General features: G+C 33.7%; 16 protein-coding genes and 1 tRNA gene. 9 read left to right on the top strand and 8 right to left on the bottom strand.

Translation table 11 applies throughout. From position 1 onward, the window contains the following. Positions 1 to 199 precede the first annotated feature (199 nt). The gene (locus NSED_RS03285; protein WP_014964824.1) at positions 200 to 1,549 is read right to left on the bottom strand and encodes a hypothetical protein; all 1,350 of its coding nucleotides are present in this window, start codon (positions 1,547 to 1,549) and stop codon (positions 200 to 202) included. A 134-nt stretch (positions 1,550 to 1,683) separates the two neighbouring features. Between NSED_RS03285 and cofD the strand changes: the two genes are divergently transcribed. The 3 genes from cofD to NSED_RS03270 all read left to right on the top strand — a co-directional run bounded on the left by cofD (position 1,684) and on the right by NSED_RS03270 (position 4,262). Beyond that, a complete protein-coding gene (cofD, locus tag NSED_RS03280; protein ID WP_026090046.1) occupies positions 1,684 to 2,604 on the top strand; it encodes a 2-phospho-L-lactate transferase in 921 nt (306 codons plus the stop codon). A gap of 1 nt (position 2,605) precedes the next feature. Further along, the gene (cofC, locus tag NSED_RS03275) at positions 2,606 to 3,244 is read left to right on the top strand and encodes a 2-phospho-L-lactate guanylyltransferase (protein ID WP_014964822.1); all 639 of its coding nucleotides are present in this window, start codon (positions 2,606 to 2,608) and stop codon (positions 3,242 to 3,244) included. Positions 3,245 to 3,353: 109 nt separating this feature from the next. Next, on the top strand, positions 3,354 to 4,262 hold the full coding sequence (locus tag NSED_RS03270) for a transcription initiation factor IIB (RefSeq protein WP_014964821.1): 909 nt from the start codon (positions 3,354 to 3,356) through the stop codon (positions 4,260 to 4,262). Here NSED_RS03270 and NSED_RS03265 read toward each other — a convergent pair. Beyond that, entirely contained in the window at positions 4,251 to 5,240 is a 990-nt protein-coding gene (locus tag NSED_RS03265) for a CPBP family intramembrane glutamic endopeptidase (RefSeq protein WP_014964820.1), read from the bottom strand. The two genes, NSED_RS03270 and NSED_RS03265, sit on opposite strands and share 12 nt — an antisense overlap. 6 nt (positions 5,241 to 5,246) lie before the next feature. After that, entirely contained in the window at positions 5,247 to 5,555 is a 309-nt protein-coding gene (yciH, locus tag NSED_RS03260) for a stress response translation initiation inhibitor YciH (RefSeq protein WP_014964819.1), read from the bottom strand. Between the two features lie 104 nt (positions 5,556 to 5,659). Here yciH and NSED_RS03255 point away from each other — a divergent pair, with 104 nt between their 5' ends. From NSED_RS03255 to NSED_RS03250, 3 genes are read left to right on the top strand one after another with little or no spacing between them, the layout of a single operon-like run. Then, a complete protein-coding gene (locus tag NSED_RS03255) occupies positions 5,660 to 5,992 on the top strand; it encodes an Sjogren's syndrome/scleroderma autoantigen 1 family protein (protein WP_014964818.1) in 333 nt (110 codons plus the stop codon). Between the two features lie 35 nt (positions 5,993 to 6,027). Continuing rightward, the gene (locus tag NSED_RS10120; RefSeq protein WP_014964817.1) at positions 6,028 to 6,192 is read left to right on the top strand and encodes a preprotein translocase subunit Sec61beta; all 165 of its coding nucleotides are present in this window, start codon (positions 6,028 to 6,030) and stop codon (positions 6,190 to 6,192) included. A gap of 7 nt (positions 6,193 to 6,199) precedes the next feature. Next, a complete protein-coding gene (locus tag NSED_RS03250; protein ID WP_014964816.1) occupies positions 6,200 to 7,948 on the top strand; it encodes a DUF2070 family protein in 1,749 nt (582 codons plus the stop codon). On the opposite strand, the gene NSED_RS03245 is transcribed toward NSED_RS03250, so the two are convergent. Further along, on the bottom strand, positions 7,932 to 8,618 hold the full coding sequence (locus NSED_RS03245; RefSeq protein WP_016940113.1) for a hypothetical protein: 687 nt from the start codon (positions 8,616 to 8,618) through the stop codon (positions 7,932 to 7,934). The two genes, NSED_RS03250 and NSED_RS03245, sit on opposite strands and share 17 nt — an antisense overlap. Positions 8,619 to 8,666: 48 nt before the next feature. Here NSED_RS03245 and NSED_RS03240 point away from each other — a divergent pair, with 48 nt between their 5' ends. Beyond that, on the top strand, positions 8,667 to 11,120 hold the full coding sequence (locus NSED_RS03240) for an ABC transporter substrate-binding protein (RefSeq protein ID WP_014964814.1): 2,454 nt from the start codon (positions 8,667 to 8,669) through the stop codon (positions 11,118 to 11,120). Here NSED_RS03240 and NSED_RS03235 read toward each other — a convergent pair. Further along, positions 11,117 to 11,608: a DUF367 family protein gene (locus tag NSED_RS03235; RefSeq protein ID WP_014964813.1), complete on the bottom strand. Its 492-nt coding sequence runs from the start codon at positions 11,606 to 11,608 to the stop codon at positions 11,117 to 11,119. The two genes, NSED_RS03240 and NSED_RS03235, sit on opposite strands and share 4 nt — an antisense overlap. A 36-nt stretch (positions 11,609 to 11,644) precedes the next feature. Beyond that, positions 11,645 to 14,914: a lamin tail domain-containing protein gene (locus NSED_RS03230; protein ID WP_014964812.1), complete on the bottom strand. Its 3,270-nt coding sequence runs from the start codon at positions 14,912 to 14,914 to the stop codon at positions 11,645 to 11,647. A 247-nt stretch (positions 14,915 to 15,161) separates the two neighbouring features. On the opposite strand from NSED_RS03230, the gene NSED_RS03225 reads away from it, so the two are divergent. Together NSED_RS03225 and NSED_RS03220 are read left to right on the top strand one after the other, a co-directional pair. Then, positions 15,162 to 15,758, top strand: a complete 597-nt coding sequence (locus NSED_RS03225) for a hypothetical protein (protein ID WP_014964811.1) — start codon at positions 15,162 to 15,164, stop codon at positions 15,756 to 15,758. 23 nt (positions 15,759 to 15,781) lie between these two features. Beyond that, positions 15,782 to 16,198 carry an MreC domain-containing protein gene (locus NSED_RS03220; protein WP_014964810.1) on the top strand — a complete coding sequence of 139 codons (417 nt, stop codon included), beginning with the start codon at positions 15,782 to 15,784 and terminating at the stop codon, positions 16,196 to 16,198. 108 nt (positions 16,199 to 16,306) lie between these two features. On the opposite strand, the gene NSED_RS03215 is transcribed toward NSED_RS03220, so the two are convergent. Next, on the bottom strand, positions 16,307 to 16,552 hold the full coding sequence (locus tag NSED_RS03215) for a hypothetical protein (protein WP_232212328.1): 246 nt from the start codon (positions 16,550 to 16,552) through the stop codon (positions 16,307 to 16,309). A 141-nt stretch (positions 16,553 to 16,693) separates the two neighbouring features. Next, a tRNA-Pro gene (locus tag NSED_RS03210) sits at positions 16,694 to 16,770 on the bottom strand. Positions 16,771 to 16,820 lie beyond the last annotated feature (50 nt).

Raw genomic sequence — 16,820 nt, 5'->3', positions numbered from 1 at the left:
ATACTTTTTCAATTCATACATGGATTCATATATGAAATTCATAATAATTATGAATATAAGAAATGGTGAAGAGGATTCAATGCCCATATTGTAAAAAACATCTTGCAGGTAAAGGCCATTTAGACAGACACATTAGAACAATCCACAAATCAAATAATTGAAAGTAAATTTTTAGAAAATATGAATTAAAAGTGCTTGATTAACTCATTGACTGAACTTGCTCTTTACAAATATCTGCGGCACATCCACATGATGCATCACAAAGACATGAACCTTGCATTGCACAGTCACATTCAGAGCCCATTTCTTCTGAAGCTGCACATCCACATGCTGCCTCTTCACGATGAGCCATTGTTGAAGGCTGATCAGTTGTTTCCTGAGGAGCAGTATTCTCATATACACTTCGTGTTTTTTGATAATCAGTATCATCTCTAAGTTGAGCCTCACCTCTATTAGTTTGATAACCACCAGAGGAAGCACTAGTTTGATAACCAACTAATCTACTTGGGTCAATTCCTTGTTGACCCTGTTTCTCATTTTTGAGTGATCTGCTACTAACAAAGAAGAATGCAATACCTGCAACAGCAGCTAACCCCGCCATTCCATAAACTATCATTACTGGGAAGTCACCTGTAGAGGTAGTCATGTAATCCTCAGGAGGAGTCGGAGTGACACCAGCAATTTCAACACCATCTAAAATATCTAAAGCGCCAAAGCCAATTGCTGCTAAGTTACCTTGATCAGAAGATTGGACACTTCTAACAACATATGGTTGATCAGCCATGATTTGAGCTTCAAAGACTCTTTCGACTTGTCTTCCTTCTCTAAGACTACTTTCACCCATAGTCCATGATGATACAACAAATCCAGCGATTTCTTCATTTAGTCCAAAGGTTCCAGCGTCTACATTGATTCCAGTTGGATCAAACAAAAAGTGCCAGTTAGTCAAGGGTTGTTCTAAAATAAAATCTGCATCAATGAGATGTCTACCTAAAACTTGTTCTGCTTCAGTACCTGCAAAATAAGTATAAACTTCAGGTTCATGATCTCTTAAAATGTTAAGTGGAATATTAATTTCAACACCATCAATGTTGATTTCTTTATCAGTGGTCATTCCCCTCCACCCTAAATCAATCAGCGTTCTCTGAGAATCTTTTGTGATAACATAATCAGTTAAAGTACCTTCTAAAATTACACGATAGTCAATAGAGGTATTGATATTTCTGGCCTTTAGGTGAAAATCATAAGATACATTCAGATCACTAATTTGTGCTTGACTTCCATCATTAGCAATTCCACGGTTTAGCTCATGCAACAAATCTTGGACGCCAGGATTTGAAATGTCGGCCTCTCCAGATACGGTCCATTCTTTTCCTTGTAATTCATCAAAAAGATTACCTCCATTAGGATATTCAATAAAGACTGTTTTTAGATAAGTCATTTTGAAAGGAGATGTTTCAGTATTAGGGTTAATTCTAGCATCTAATTGGGCTGCCCAAACAGGAGTACTAGTACCAACAACAAGAAGAGTTGCTAGCAAAACAGACATAATTACAGCCCGAGACACGAGTAAAATTCATGAAAATACGCTAATAAACTTATCCTAATTAGCCAGATCGGCAGTTTTTGAAAAAGTAATATTGAGTGACAATCACCAGATATTCAGTTTTAGAGGAATATGATATGATTACAGTTTTAGCAGGAGGAACAGGTTCGGTAAAATTAGTCAGAGGACTAGTGGCTCAAGAATCCAAAGTCAATGTCATTAGTAATGTTGGAGACAATTATTGGTTATACGGACTATACGTTTGCCCAGACATTGATACTATCGTATATGGATTAGCAGATCTGCTTGACCAAGAAAGAGGATGGGGAATGAAAAAAGACACATTCAACTTTTTACGTCAAATGGAAGTTTTTGGTGAAGAGACTTGGTTCAGAGTAGGAGACAGAGATGCTGCAACACATTTGATCAGAACAAATATGTTGAAAAATGGAAAAAATCTAAGCGACATTACAAAATGGATGTGTGAGAAATTTGCAGTCAGTGCAAACATCATACCAGTTACAGATAACAGTATTGAAACACGAATTACCACAGACAAAGGAGAATTACATTTACAAGAATATTGGGTCAAGCATAGAGGAAAAGATCCAGTTGAAGGAATTCAATATATTGGAGCAGACAAGGCTCGTCCAAATCCTGAAGCAGTGAATGCAATTCATGATGCAGACATGGTAATTTTAGCACCTGGAAACCCATTAACATCAATTGGACCTATGCTTCAGATTAAAGGAATTAGAAAAGAATTATCAAAAATAAAGAAAAAAGTGGTTGCCATCAGTCCATTAATAGGAGATAATGCAATTAGTGGACCTGCAGCAAAATATATGCAAGCCGCGGGAATTGAATCAAATGCTTACGGATTGGCAAAAATGTATTCGGATGTATGTTCAAACATCATAATAGATACCAAAGATAAAATGCTAACAAAGAAGATTCAAAGTTTGGATATGAAAGTATTTGAAACAAAAATCACTATGAAAAATAAATTAGCAGAAGATGCATTAGCAAATTTCATTTTAAAACAAGTACACGTGTAATTTGAAAATAGCAGCAATAATTCCTGTAAAGACTTTCTCTAAAGCAAAGTCACGTTTAGATTTATCTTCACAACAAGTAGAGGAGTTATGTAAAGTGATGCTAGATGAAATTTTGCATACATTATCCATATCACCTCAAATTGAGAAGATAATCATGATAACAAAAGAAGAAAAAGCAATAGAGATTGGAAAAAAATACAATACAATTACAATTAGAGATGAGAATGAAGAGAGTGTCAACAGTGCAGTTGCATTAGCAGACAAATATCTTTTAGAGAATAATTTTGATGCATCTATCGTATTTCCACAAGACATCCCATTTATGAAAACCCAAGATATTGATTTCATGTTAAATTACAAAATGCATCCAAATTTTGCAATCATAGTTCCATCCAGAAGATTTGATGGAACAAATGCGCTAGCAAGAATGCCAGTGGATTTGATGAAGACACATTATGATGAAGACAGTTACAAAATCCATATGAACACTGCTAAAGAGCACACACTCAATGTTGCAATGGTATTTGTGAAGAGAATAATGTGGGACGTAGATAATAAAGAAGATTTGAAATTCCTACTAGAACAAAATGAAAAACCAGTGATTTCAGAAAAAATCAAAAAAATCTTAGAGTTAAATTAAAAGCAAACAAAAATAGTAAATTTCCAATTCATAATTGAAATCAACAACAAACTTATAAGCAATGAATTAGAAAATCTTAAATATCATCATAAAAGGTTTTGAGAGATAAATGGTTAAAACAACTAATCCAAAAGACAAGTGTCCCAGATGTGGTAAGGGAACCCTAGTTACTGATGCCAATACTGGAGAAAATTTTTGTGGGAAATGTGGATTTGTTATTACTGATAAAGTAGAAGAGTCAGGCCCAGAATGGAGGTCGTTTTCAAATGAAGGTGAAAACAAAAGTAGAGCAGGAGTTCCAACATCACTTGCCATGCACGATATGGGTCTTGCCACTGTAATCAATCCACAAAATAGAGATGCCACAGGTAAGCCTCTAACTGCAGCAATGAAAAGTACCATTGAGAGACTAAGAACATGGGATAGTAGAAGTCAAGTTCATGAACCAGTCGATAGAAATTTCAGACAAGCATTTAGTGAATTAGACAGATTAAAAGACAAACTTGCAGTGGGGGATTCTGTAATTGAGAAAGCAGCTTACATTTACAGAAAAGCATTAGAAAAAGGTCTAGTTAGGGGTCGTTCAATTTCAGCTTTAATTGCATCTGCGCTTTATGCAGCATGTAGAGATACAGAAACACCAAGAACACTAAAAGATATTGGTCAAGCAAGTAATATCAAACGTAAAGATATTGCAAGGTGTTATCGTCTACTGTTAAGAGAATTAAATTTAAAAATGCCAGTAGTAGATCCAGTCAAATGTATTTCAAGGATAGCAAGTAAAGCAGGATTATCAGAGAAAACAAAAAGAAAAGCAACAAAGATATTGCAAACTGCTGAAGAGCAAAAAATTTCAGCAGGCAAAGATCCTATGGGATTAGCTGCGGCTGCACTTTATGTAGCGTGTGTAACTAATGGAGAAAATAAAACTCAGAGAGACGTAGCAGAAGCTGCAGGAGTGACTGAAGTGACAATTAGGAATAGATACAAGGGTTTGAAAGTAGCACTAAACCTCTAAGTCAGGTTCTTTTTTAGAGTAAAATCTATTTACAAATAAAATGCATATTGAGAATGCACCGGAAATCAAGAGCAATAATTCCAGAGTAGACATCAATGAATGAGAAAAAGCATCATTAATGGAAATCATATTTATCTGAGAGATGAAATTTACATATGAAAATACAAAATAATTCGTAGCCCAATGAATCAAAAGAGATGCGACGAATCCATACCTAAGATATACCCAGCCAAGGATAATTCCACTTGCAGTAGCTTGTGCAAATTTACCTTCACTCCATGAATCTCCAAAAGCAACATGCATGAAACCAAAAAGGACACCTACAAAAACTATCAAAGATATAGCTTTTTTCGAGTTGTAAATATGCAAAAAGTTTGGATTCCATAAACAAGTGATAAAATATTTCATCGAAGATTTGTGAGAGTAAAGAGCAAACAAAGGAACCCCAATCAAAAGAATGCGAAACCCTAATTCTTCAATTAAAGGAGCAAGACTGACATAAAAAAATTGAATGAGATTATTGTCATCAAGAGGCGGTACAATTTCAATGCCAAATCCTTCTTGTACAAAATTAATCAATGCTGAAATTAAAATTAAGATTGAAAACCATTTTGTTATACCAATCATATAGTTTAGTCTAGTATTATATCGACCAAAGGAGATTATTGGGGAAAGTGTTTTCAAGAAATTATGTTTTGGTCCCAGAATTGCAATTACAAAAAGAATCAAGTACAAAGTCCATAAAACGACAAACACGTCACCAATACTAAGATCTAGAGGGGCTTGATAAAATTCAGTACCAGCAAAAAGATCCAAATGTGTGAAAGGATATTCATAATTGATATCACCGCCAATATCACTTTCAAAAACTACAAAGATACCAATTGGAAAAGATACAAGAAGTAAGCCAAAAACAACTGAAAGCAATGCTGTGAAAGGGATTCCAATTAATTGGAGAAATTTGTTTGAATTTTGCAATTCACTCTAATGTAGTTCGATAGTATCTTCTGCAAATCCCAAATTTATCAAAGTGTCTTTGATTGTGTCTCGATGATCACCTTGTAAGAAAATGTAACCTTCTTTTGCAGTCCCCCCACAAGCATATTTGTTTTTGAGTTCTTTTGCAACAGTTTCTAAATTGTTTAACTTAGGATCCAATCCTTCAATCATAGTACCCTTTTTCTTAAAACGTCTAGTTTCTAATCGAATAATTATCTTAGTACTATCTTTGGCAAGTTCACCACAAGCACACAAATCTTCTGGAAGACCACAAGTATTACAAATTACCGCCATTCGTTCGAAATAATTTCAATTATTCACACTATTAAGCCTTGTTTGAACAGGATTGAAAAATGAAAAACAATCGTATTTTTTAAACAGAAAATTAATGAAATATTATGACAGAAGATCTTACAAAAAAAGCTGCAGAAATGCTACTAAAAGGAGCAACACTACTCAGCGAACCATGTCCATATTGTAAAGGAGTAAGAGTGATGAAACAAGGGCAGGCATTGTGCATTAGTTGTGGTCGTCAACCAGAAAAAAAAGAGATTCCAAAACAAAGTCAAACAGAAGAAACATCACCATCAATAGAAAAAACATTGGAAAAAAAGATGGAGATTCTTACAAAAGAATTAGAAAATGAAAAAGATCATGAAAAACAGCAAAATATTCTCAAAACGATCAATTCCCTATTAGAAACAATGGGAAAATTAAAGAAAAAACAATAAAGTTTTTATGTTAAAATCCGCGATGACGAATTGTAATGGCAGATAAGAAATCAGCACCACTTCCAGCATCAAGTGGAGGTCTCATGAGATTCTTTGAAGATGAGACAAAAGGATTCAAATTAGATCCAAAAATTGTAGTATCAATTCCAATCAGCTTAATTGCAATTTCATGGATAATCGATTTATTTCTAGCTCCGTGAATAAACAATGGAAAAAGCTTCAGACGATGTTTCAAACATACACAATAGGTTCTCCCTTACTTTAGTTAATCCATCATCACATTATTTCTCACTAGTCGTTTCACTGGTAGTAGCTTCAGTTTCAGTTTTAGCAATATATTTTGGATATTTAGGTAATTTAGGGTTTGAAGAAAATTGGTATAGACTACCAATTGTTTTAGCAGTACTAGTTTTAACACAATTACTTGATACACGATTCTCAAAGAAAAAAGAATATTCAAAGTCATTGCATTCCTCACTTTTTGGAAACATGTTATTGACAGTTACGCTTTTGATGGGAATACTCTCAAGTATTGTTTTATCAAAGGACTTGCAATTATTTTTCATAACTTTCGGAATATTGCTTTTTGCAAGTTTCAGAATAGGAATTTACACTACAACATTAGGTGCAAGTCTCAAAAAAGCATGGACGATTTGTCTAATTCAGCCATTAGCAATGTATTTTGTGTTAATTCCTCAAGATATGTGGGTTTCAATTCTTAGCGAACCAATTGGATTAGGATATGGAATTTCTTTTATGGTTATTGCAAGTGTATGGTCAGTCCTAACAGATAGAGCAGGAAGACCAGGTATGGAGAGCACACATAAAACAATTCAAGCATATCTTGCATCTCAAGGAAATGATTTTGCAGATGCAGAAGAGTTAATGGAGCAACGCTCAAGTGAAACCAAAGTATCCACATCACAAATAAAATTTTCAACACATGATGGCCAAAAAGAATTCAGGATGGTACTACCAGGAATTCACCCGGGTCCATATCATCCCGTAGGAGGAAGCAATATTCCCTACCTGATTTACAAGAATCTGTCGTCATCAGCAATGATTATGCACAGTATTTCAGACCATGCATTAAATCTTCCATCAAGAAATGAAGTTGAAAAATATTTGAAAAATTTAGAAAAAAGCAAAGTCAAGGAAGAAGGAATGAAATGTACAGAACCAGTAACAGTTCAAATTAACAAAGCTAGAGTAACAGGTTTGCTTTTTGAAAATAACCCATTGTTATTTTTATCATTATCACCACATGGAATGGAAGATCTTCCCAGCTACATAATGACGGAAATTGTCCAATATGCAAAAAATCGAAATTACACAAGAACGATGATAGTGGATTGCCATAATGCTATGGGAGAAGAAATTTCAAAAGATGATGGTGAAGACATGCTAAAAGCCGCTAAATCATGTTTAGACTCTTTGATTACAAAAGATAGTTTCCCAATAGAGTTCGGCTATGCCAATACTGATGAAATGGATGTTTGGACAGAAGATTTGGGAATGGGAGGATTGGGAATTATTTGTTTAAAACTAAACGAGAAAAAATATTTTCTTGGATGGGCAGATTCTAATAACATGGAAAATGGTGTTAGGGAAAAAATTATAGATATTTTTGCAAAGAAAGATTATCAATTACTTGAAATTTGTACATCAGATACACATTACGCCCCAGTCAAAGCTAGAAACAGAAATGGATACTACCAATTAGGATTAATTACAAGCGCAGACAAACTAGCAAAATGGTTTTTTGAAATTGCAAAAAAGGCAGAACAGAATACCGGAAAAGCAAAATTTGAAATTTTAGAAAATGAAACCAATGTCAAAGTGATGGGCCAAGGAATTTACGAAGATTATTCCAAAGCGTTAGATAATTCTCTAAAAATCACCAAGGGGTTTGTGATTGGAGGAGTAATATTTTTTGTAACTAGTCTGTTCCTATAGTCTTCATTTGATCAATGTTTCCGTAAAATTCATCAATAAATGATGCAAATTGAAAAATAGGAACAATAGGCACATTTTCTATAAAATCAATTTTGTCTTGATATAATGTCACAATTACAGGCACGGCAATGGCGCCAGGAGTTTTTGAGACATATTGTTTAGTCCTTTCAATTTGTTTTTTAACAGCAGTAGATAATGCAGATGTACTATATTGTTTCCAGTGTTTGCAGTCAATTAAAATTGCAATCCCAAGTCTAATTCCTACCACATCTATTTCCATCCTAGGTTTTGTCAACATCATATTTTTTAATACTGCAAAATTTTTTTCAGATAATATTTCAGCAGTTAATCCTTCAAAATCCCTCCAATCCAATGCGATAGAAATTTCATCAATTGGTGAACCATGTTCAAGTAAAGATACTGCAATTTTTAATTTATCACCAACTTCAAAATAATAAAAATCATCTTGTTTTGTTCCAATATTATTTTTAATAAATTCATCCAAAATTATTTTAGAATCATCGGGATTCATTTTTGTAACAGCAGAAAAATCTTTAACAGACACGCCGCCGGGAATAATTCCCTGCAATCCGGCTATCATTTTAGGATGAATTTTCAATTGTAATTTTTGAGGCATTTTAGAAATATAGGTTTTAGGAGATAATAACATGAGGGTATAATAATATAGGTTTTATTACATGGTTTTGAAAGTAATGACATGAAAATTATGCTAGTTATCATGCTAGCTTTTTCAGTATCGTCAATAATGTATAATGAATCATTTGCAGAAAAAAATACATTTTTTGATTCAGTGAAATTCATACAATATTTGGATGAAAATACAGCATTAGAAGAAGTACGTAATGGAAATCTTGATTTGTATTACTATACAATATCACCTGACAGATTAGAAAATAAGCAAAACGTTGAAGGATTGCAGATTTTTGATTCTACAGGGGGTTCCTATAGTATTCTAATGAATCCCGCAGAATCAGAAAAATTCAATCCTTTTTCAAGCCAGGATATCAGATTTGCATTAAATTACCTAGTAGATAGAAAGCTAATTGTAAATGAATTGATGGGAGGATATGGTTCCCCAATCATTTCATACTATGGCCCATCAGATCCGGAATATCTTACAGTTGTGGAACAACTTGAGACATTTAATTTCAAATACAATCCCACACTTGCAGAAAAAATCATCTCAAGAGCATTAGAAGAGAAAGGAGCAATCAAAAACAATGGAAAGTGGGAAATGAAAGGGATTCCAATAGAGATCACAATTTTTATCAGAAGCGATGATCCAGTAAGAAAATCCATAGGGGAAATACTATCAGTAGAGTTAGAAAAAATAGGATTTTCAATAAAAAAAGATTTTGGGGATTTGAATAAAGCATTTGTTGTAGTTTATGGTTCGAATCCTTCAGATGTAAAATGGAATTTATACACAGAAGGATGGGGCCGTTCTGCGTTTGTAAGATATGATTCAGTAGGACTAGGTCAGATGTATTCACCTTGGTTTTCAAATATGCCAGGATTCAATGATCCAACATATTGGAATTACAAAAATGACAAATTAGATACTCTCACTCAAAAAATATACACCGGTGATTTTGAAACAGAAGAACAAAGAACAGAATTAATTCAAGAATCTGTTGTTGAAGGAGTAAATGAGTCAGTCAGAATTTTTTTGGCAAGTAAAATAGATCAATATGTTGCCAATGAAAAAATCAGTGGGGTTGTAAATGATTTTGGAGCAGGTGTTCCAAGCAGATTTACTCCTATTAATGCCAAAGGCAATCATGATGAATTAGTTATAGGAGTCAAACAAATCTACCAAGGAGCATGGAATCCAATTATGGGATTAACAGATAGTTACAGCAGACATATTTGGGGCATAATTTCAGATCCTGCAACGTTCAAACATCCCTTTACAGGTGAAACGTTTCCAGTGAGAGCAACATGGGAAGTCAAAACAAAGGGACCTAATGAAAAAATCAACATTCCACAAGAAGCAAAAATTTGGAGTCCCGTATTGCAAAAATGGGAAAATGTAGATGAAGATGCACAGGCTACCAGCAGAGTTACATTTGATTTTAAATTCAGCAATTGGCATAATGGCGAAAAGATGGACATGAATGATGTTTTGCATTCATTGTATTTTACAATAGAGTGGGGAACTCAGACAGATGAAAATGATAAATCATTTGACACCGAATTTACGCCAAGAGCTGCTCAAAACATACAGACAATCAAAGGAATAAACCAAATTGATGAGGATACAATTGAAGTGTATGTAGATTATTGGCATTTTGATGAAGGAGAGATTGCGGATTGGGCAGTTTTGTGGAGCTCTGTTCCTTGGGAAATCACTTCTGCAATGGAAAACGCAGTAATAGATAGAAAAGTGTCATTCTCAAGATCAGGTGCAACTAGCAAAAATGTAAACTGGATATCATTAATCATTCCTAATGATGCAAATACGATTAAAAGCTATTTGCAAGAATTCAAAGAAAAAAAATACATCCCTGAAGCATTAAAAGGAAATAACCAAGATTCAGAATATTATCAAAACAGATATGATTCTTCAATAAGTTGGATTCAAAATAAACATCATGCTGTAATAAGTAATGGTCCGTTTTATTTAGAATCATATTCACCAGAATCAAGAACCATCAAAGTATCTGCATTTGATGATGATTCATATCCATTCAAAAAAGGAGAATGGGAAAGATTTGAAAACACAGAATTTCCAATAATTGAAAAAATAGATATGAAAAAATCAATTCAGCGAGGAGAAGAGATTACGTTAACTATTGAGACGAAAAATTCAGATTCAATATTATATTTTTTGACAAATAATCAAGGAGAAAAAATTATTTCAAAGACACAAAATGTTAAAGAATCAAACACAGTCATCAAAATACCATCAGAAGAATCCAGTAAACTAGGCATAGGATCAAGCAATATCAAAATATTTGCAATTTCAAACTCAGTTTTAAAGCCTGATTTTTATGAATCAAGTTTCATTGTTACAGACAACATTGTTGAATTACCGATTAGCAGTTATGAAAACACAGAATTTTCCGAAAACGAATCAACGTATTGGATTTGGATTGCACCAATTATTGTTATTCTAGGAATTGTAGTATATCTTAAAAGAAGAAACTAAATCAGACCATAATCTTTTAAAATCAATTCTATCTGAGATTCATTTTCAAGTTTAGAATATTCCTCTAGAAGATTTTGATTGAGTTCATAAAATGTATGACCCCATTTGAATTTATCAAGCAATTCTAAGGCTTGTTCTTTAGAACCCAAAATAAATAATGATGCGGCCAATGCTTCAACAGTAGTTAATTTATTCAATTTGGAATAGTTTACAGGATTTCCAGCCAATAATGGAGGAAGTTTTCTTTTGATACCATCAAATTTTTTAGAAAATGCCTGATCTGCAAGATTCCAAGAGCAATCAATTCCTATAATGGAATGAATTGATGATTTATCTTTAGGCAGTAAAGTTTTTTCAGAAAATGGATCTAAGACCAATCCTTTTGAACCAATTTTTTTAATATTTTGAGCGAGGCCAAATTTTACCATTTTAGCAGCTGTGCATTTTTTAGGATCATCTTGGTAAAACATCAAAACTTGTAATTTCATGCTAACAAAGAATAAGATTCACAGAGTATTTTGAATTTACTCTAATGTTTTGTATGTAACTTTATAATAAAATCTTGTAACTTGTTCATCCTTGATTACCTCGACGTTCCAATTGGCATCAGGCAAAAATGTATTTTCAGATTCAGGTAAAATGCTGAACTTTTCCAAACGTACATCAGGGCCACTATATCTTACCTTAAGACTTATTCCATCTACATCTACAACATCATAGATTTGGCCTGGTTTTCTGGTAGATTCTTTTACCAAACAATCAGCATCAGATCCAATAATACACGTGCCAAATTCAGTTGATACTTTGAGGTTCACATTAGATTCATCTCCTCTTGCAGGAGTAATCAAAGAGCCTGAAATCACTCTAGGTGAAATAACTACATCTTCAGAAATTTTATCTTGAGTAGTAATTGAGATCATCTTCTCAGATATTCTGTTTTCTTTCTCAATTACAGTGTTAGATTTTTCAACAATTGGTTTTTCAACAACATTGAATTTGACCGATTTTTTCTCAAAATCAGCATCAACTGTTACTTCGTATGTTCCAATAGATGTTGCTTTATCAGGAATTACAAATTGATGTGTGAAAGATCCAGAAGGGCTTGGACGAATTGTAGTCACAGGTCCTGTATTTTTTCCACAAATAAACGAGCCACAAGTAATTTCAGTTTCAGATTTCTTGATTATACTCACATCAAATCCTTCAAGATAGATTAGCTTGTTTGGTTTTCCACTAATTGAAACAACATCGCCAGGATAATATTCAGATTTGTCAGTATTTACTAAAAGAGTCAAATCAGCGTCTATGCCGAAAATGAAATCATTTGTCACACTAAATTCAGACTTTGCAGAAGCCTTAGAGTAAGATGCTTTTACAGAATAGAGACCTTCACTAAATATGGTAGCTGGTAATTCAAAGAGACTTGAAAAGTCACCACCTTGATTGGGGTAAACAGAAGATTCATGGATTTGTTTGAAAGGGAATTTACCATCAAGTACTTTGATAGTAACTCGTTCAGGTACTACAAGGCCTTCAGTACCTTGTTGACGTTTAATGACATTTCCAATGACTTTTAATTTTTCACCAGCCTTGTACAATGATTTTTCAGTAGATACAAAGAGAGGTGTTTTGGATAATGAATCATTTTCAGGATCTGCAGAAACTTTGAAGAAAAGATCTAGATTATTAGAACCAATTGAAACCCTAATTTTGTATACTCCAAAATTTGATTTTTGTATGTCCCTTTCAGAAGCATCAAGTTTCAAGCTTGCAGGTTTCTCACTTATCGGAGTAACCCAAGACCATGAGAAACGTTGATTGTCAATTGTTGTACCAGAATTGCGAACACTTCCATCAGGTTTTGTAAGTGAAATCTCAACTGAATTAATACCGGTTAATGGCGCAATACCATTGAGATAAACAGTCTCTCCCAATCCATATACTTCCTTATCAAGTGTAATTACAGGTCCGCCTTTCAAATCAAGAGAATCCTCAATGGAGAATAGATTTACTGCAGTATGACCAGAATATTGGGATTTTACAAGATAGTTACCTTTAGTGAAGATGTTTTTGTTCACATCAACTTGCAAAAAGTATCTACCAGAAGTTTCAGGAATAGCAGTAAAAGAATATCCTATATCAGCAGGGTTCTTTTTTGACAAGGATTCAATTGTCAAAGGAGTTCCATCTTCATGAGAAATAGAAATTTTTACCCCTGTACCAGAGCTATAACTGGTATTACTATAAGGATCCTTTACAAAACCACTAATCATCATAGTATCACCAAATTCATAGACGGCCTTATCCATTTCAACTGTCAAGGGCGTATCAGAGGCAACATAGTTTTCAGGATCAGATACAACAGGAATTATAATTTTTGCAGAACCAATTTCTTTAGATACAGAAATTTTGTAATCACCCAATCTAAGAGAATTATTTGGAATGGTAAAAGAGTAATCAAATGAACCGTCACCTTTGAGAGTTACAGCATCTAAAATTTTAAATCCAGATGTACTACTTGAAGAGGAACTCAAAAGTGAAGTTTGTTTTGTCTGAACAATTTCCAAATCCAACGTATTGACAAAAACTTTGTTTACTCTACCAGAAATTTTTACCACATCACCCAAACCATATGCTTTCTTATCGGACCATAAAGATATAGGAACATCTTCTTTGATATCTTTTACAACCTCAAACGATGCAGATGCAGATTTGTCAAAATATTCTGCAACAATATCATATGATCCATAACCAGGATTTACAGTAGTTATGAAAATATTAGTCATGAATTTACCGTTTGTTGGAAAGAGATTTCCATTATAGATCAGCTTTCCATTAAAATCAGTTACAGTGAATTTCATCCCCTCAAAAGGAATAATCTCATCAGCAAAACCGGTGATGTAAACGGTCTGTCCCGGAATATATTGCGATTTATCAGTGACAATACTTAGTTCTCCATCCTGTTTGATATCCTTTTGAATTATTTCATACCCTACGGAAAAACTTGCGGTATCAGTGGCACCACCATAACTTACAGTTACGTCATAATCGCCCTCATTAATTCCCAAGACCTGATGTAAACTAAGGGTTGTTTTGTAATTCAGATTAAGATCAGGATAAAGGTTTACAGTTTTATCAAAATTAGGTCCAGAAATAGTAACTACTATTTGTTCAGGTTTAAAGAAAGGCTTTACAACAAACACCTCTTTAGAAACGCTTCCAGAAATTGTTGCTACTTCTCCAAAGGTATAGAATGGTTTGTTAGATGAAGCAGTTACACTAACACCATCAAGGGTTTGTGTTTGGACTAATTTGCCATTAGAAGATCCAGCAGTTGAAGTTACAAACTTCCAATCACTGGAACTATCAGAATCAAAACCATCATAGATTCTTTGCCAAGAAGTAAAATCATTTTTGATATCAGAAATTGCAGGAGTCTTGTCAATTACAACATTGTTTTCATCTCTAAGTTCAACTGACTCACTAACATCGGTAAACCAAACACTTTGGTAAGAATACGTTAGAAATTGTCCCGGTTTGATTACAGCTCCAAATGGAATGGTCATTGTTTTTTTAAGGGTTGTAGTAGAGGCAATGCTCCATCCACTCATGTCAATATCAGAGTCAGTGGGATTGTACAGTTCTATCCATTCAGAGACGGATTTAGAATCATCACCAGGCGGATTAATGTCGACTTCGTTAATTACAACATGGTCAGCAGTTTGAGCATATGCAGGTACTAAAATTCCTACAAAAAGGAGGATAGAAAATACTATTGGCACATTACGATTCATTGTTAATTCCTGATTTGATTGCCAAATAGACTCATTTTAGAATTGAATTGAGCAAAAGTTGAGCTAGTTGTTAAAGTTGACCTTAGAAATCCGACTTTTTGTGGCTTTTTCATGCGTAAAATAGGTATTTTTGTTATTTAGAGGATCCGTAGGAATCATTCACAAAGAAAGACAGATTTTCCAACACATTAGCTGTAATTACAGGATACACCCATGGCCTTAAAACCAATTTCAGTTTTGTCTAATTATGAAAAATTCAACAGCAAGCATATTGTTTGGATTACTTGCAGTAATCATGATTAGTTCTCCAGTATTTGCTCAGGGATATTCAGATGATTTCAGACAACTGGATGAAGAATTTAGAGAAAAATTTCAGGCATTAGAAGAAGAATTTCATGAAAAAAGATTGCAATTAGAGAGAGAAGTTGAAGAAAATATGATGGATAAGTATCATCAGGCAGAACAAGAAAGAGGGGAATTAGAGTATCAATATAAGATTAAATTTCAAGAATTAGATTATGAGCAAGAAAATGCACTAAGAAATTTGGAGCAAGAGGTTTTTCAAAGAGAAGATCTTACAGAAGAGCAAACTCGCCAAATGTTCGATGAAATATTTAAAAAATTTGAAGAACAGCGCAGAGTAATAGAAGATCAGATGTATCAAGAAATGAATTCTAGAGATTACTCATTAGATGATGAAATGTATCGTGAATTTGATAATCAAAGAATGGAATTAGAAAAAGAGTTTGATCAGAAAAGAATTGAACTAGAGCACGAGTTTCAAAAGCAACAGATGGAGTTAAAACCAAAGAACCACATGAATATGATCCTGAATGGCAAATAATAGAACCATTAGCAAACAAAATCATGGAAAATATTCCGATGGAGGAAATCCAAGGTCTGTGGATGGCAGGAGATATAGACGTACTACTTAATTTGATAATATCAAAGACGGACCTGACATCTGAAGAAGCAAAACGTGTTTTGATGTTTTTTGAAAAATATGAAGGGGACAGTAGACAAGATTACAGAGAAGATCATTTAAAGTATAATGAATATGTCCAAACAGAATCAGCATATCCACAACATGATTATGCAGAATCACAAAATAGGCTATACGATGATTCAAATGCGCAAATATTAGAACAACAAATTATAGATTTACAAGAAGAAAATCAAGAACTTAAAAGAGAAATTTCAAAACTTGAAAAGAAACTATCTGAACTTAATGAGGTAGTAATGGAGCAAGTTAAATTCATCTATGATTGGGTACTGAATCAATAAAATTAGAACGCTTTTTCGTAATTCCAATCCAACATTGTTGTTAAAGTCATATATCTTAAAACCATCAAAGATCATGATGATTTTTCAGTATTAAGGCATGCGTATGAGTTATTCTTGAGAATAGTCACATTTTGGGCATTTTTTATCAATAATCCTAGAACCGCATTCCATGCATATTCCATCACCAACAGCATTTGAAATGGATTGTCGTCTCTTATCCACATACAGTTTGATTATAAAATATACCAATACCCCAATTAACGCAGAATAGTGAAATGGAACATATTGTGTTATTCCAAGAACGACAAGAAAAATACCTACAATCAAAATAATGTCGCGCCTTTCAAATTTCAATAATCCAAAGGAATCAAATTATTCATAAAAAGATGCCGGAGCTCAGACTCAATTAGTTTACTTCATTTCAAAGTCATTACTCTAACTCTTCCTCATTGCTCGGCGATTAGATTAGAAAAGGATTTGATAATAAGATGATGATGGTGGGATTGGGGAAATTTGAATTCCCGACCTCTGCGTCCCAAACGCAGAATCATACCAAGCTAGACCACAATCCCAACAAATCCAGAAAATCGCCCAATTTAAGCTTCACAGATAATCATTTTAA

It is taken from the genome of Candidatus Nitrosopumilus sediminis (assembly GCF_000299395.1).
GTDB lineage: Archaea > Thermoproteota > Nitrososphaeria > Nitrososphaerales > Nitrosopumilaceae > Nitrosopumilus > Nitrosopumilus sediminis.
The sequence above is the reverse complement of the archived record's forward strand: the minus strand, read 5'-3'. Positions and strand labels throughout refer to the sequence as shown.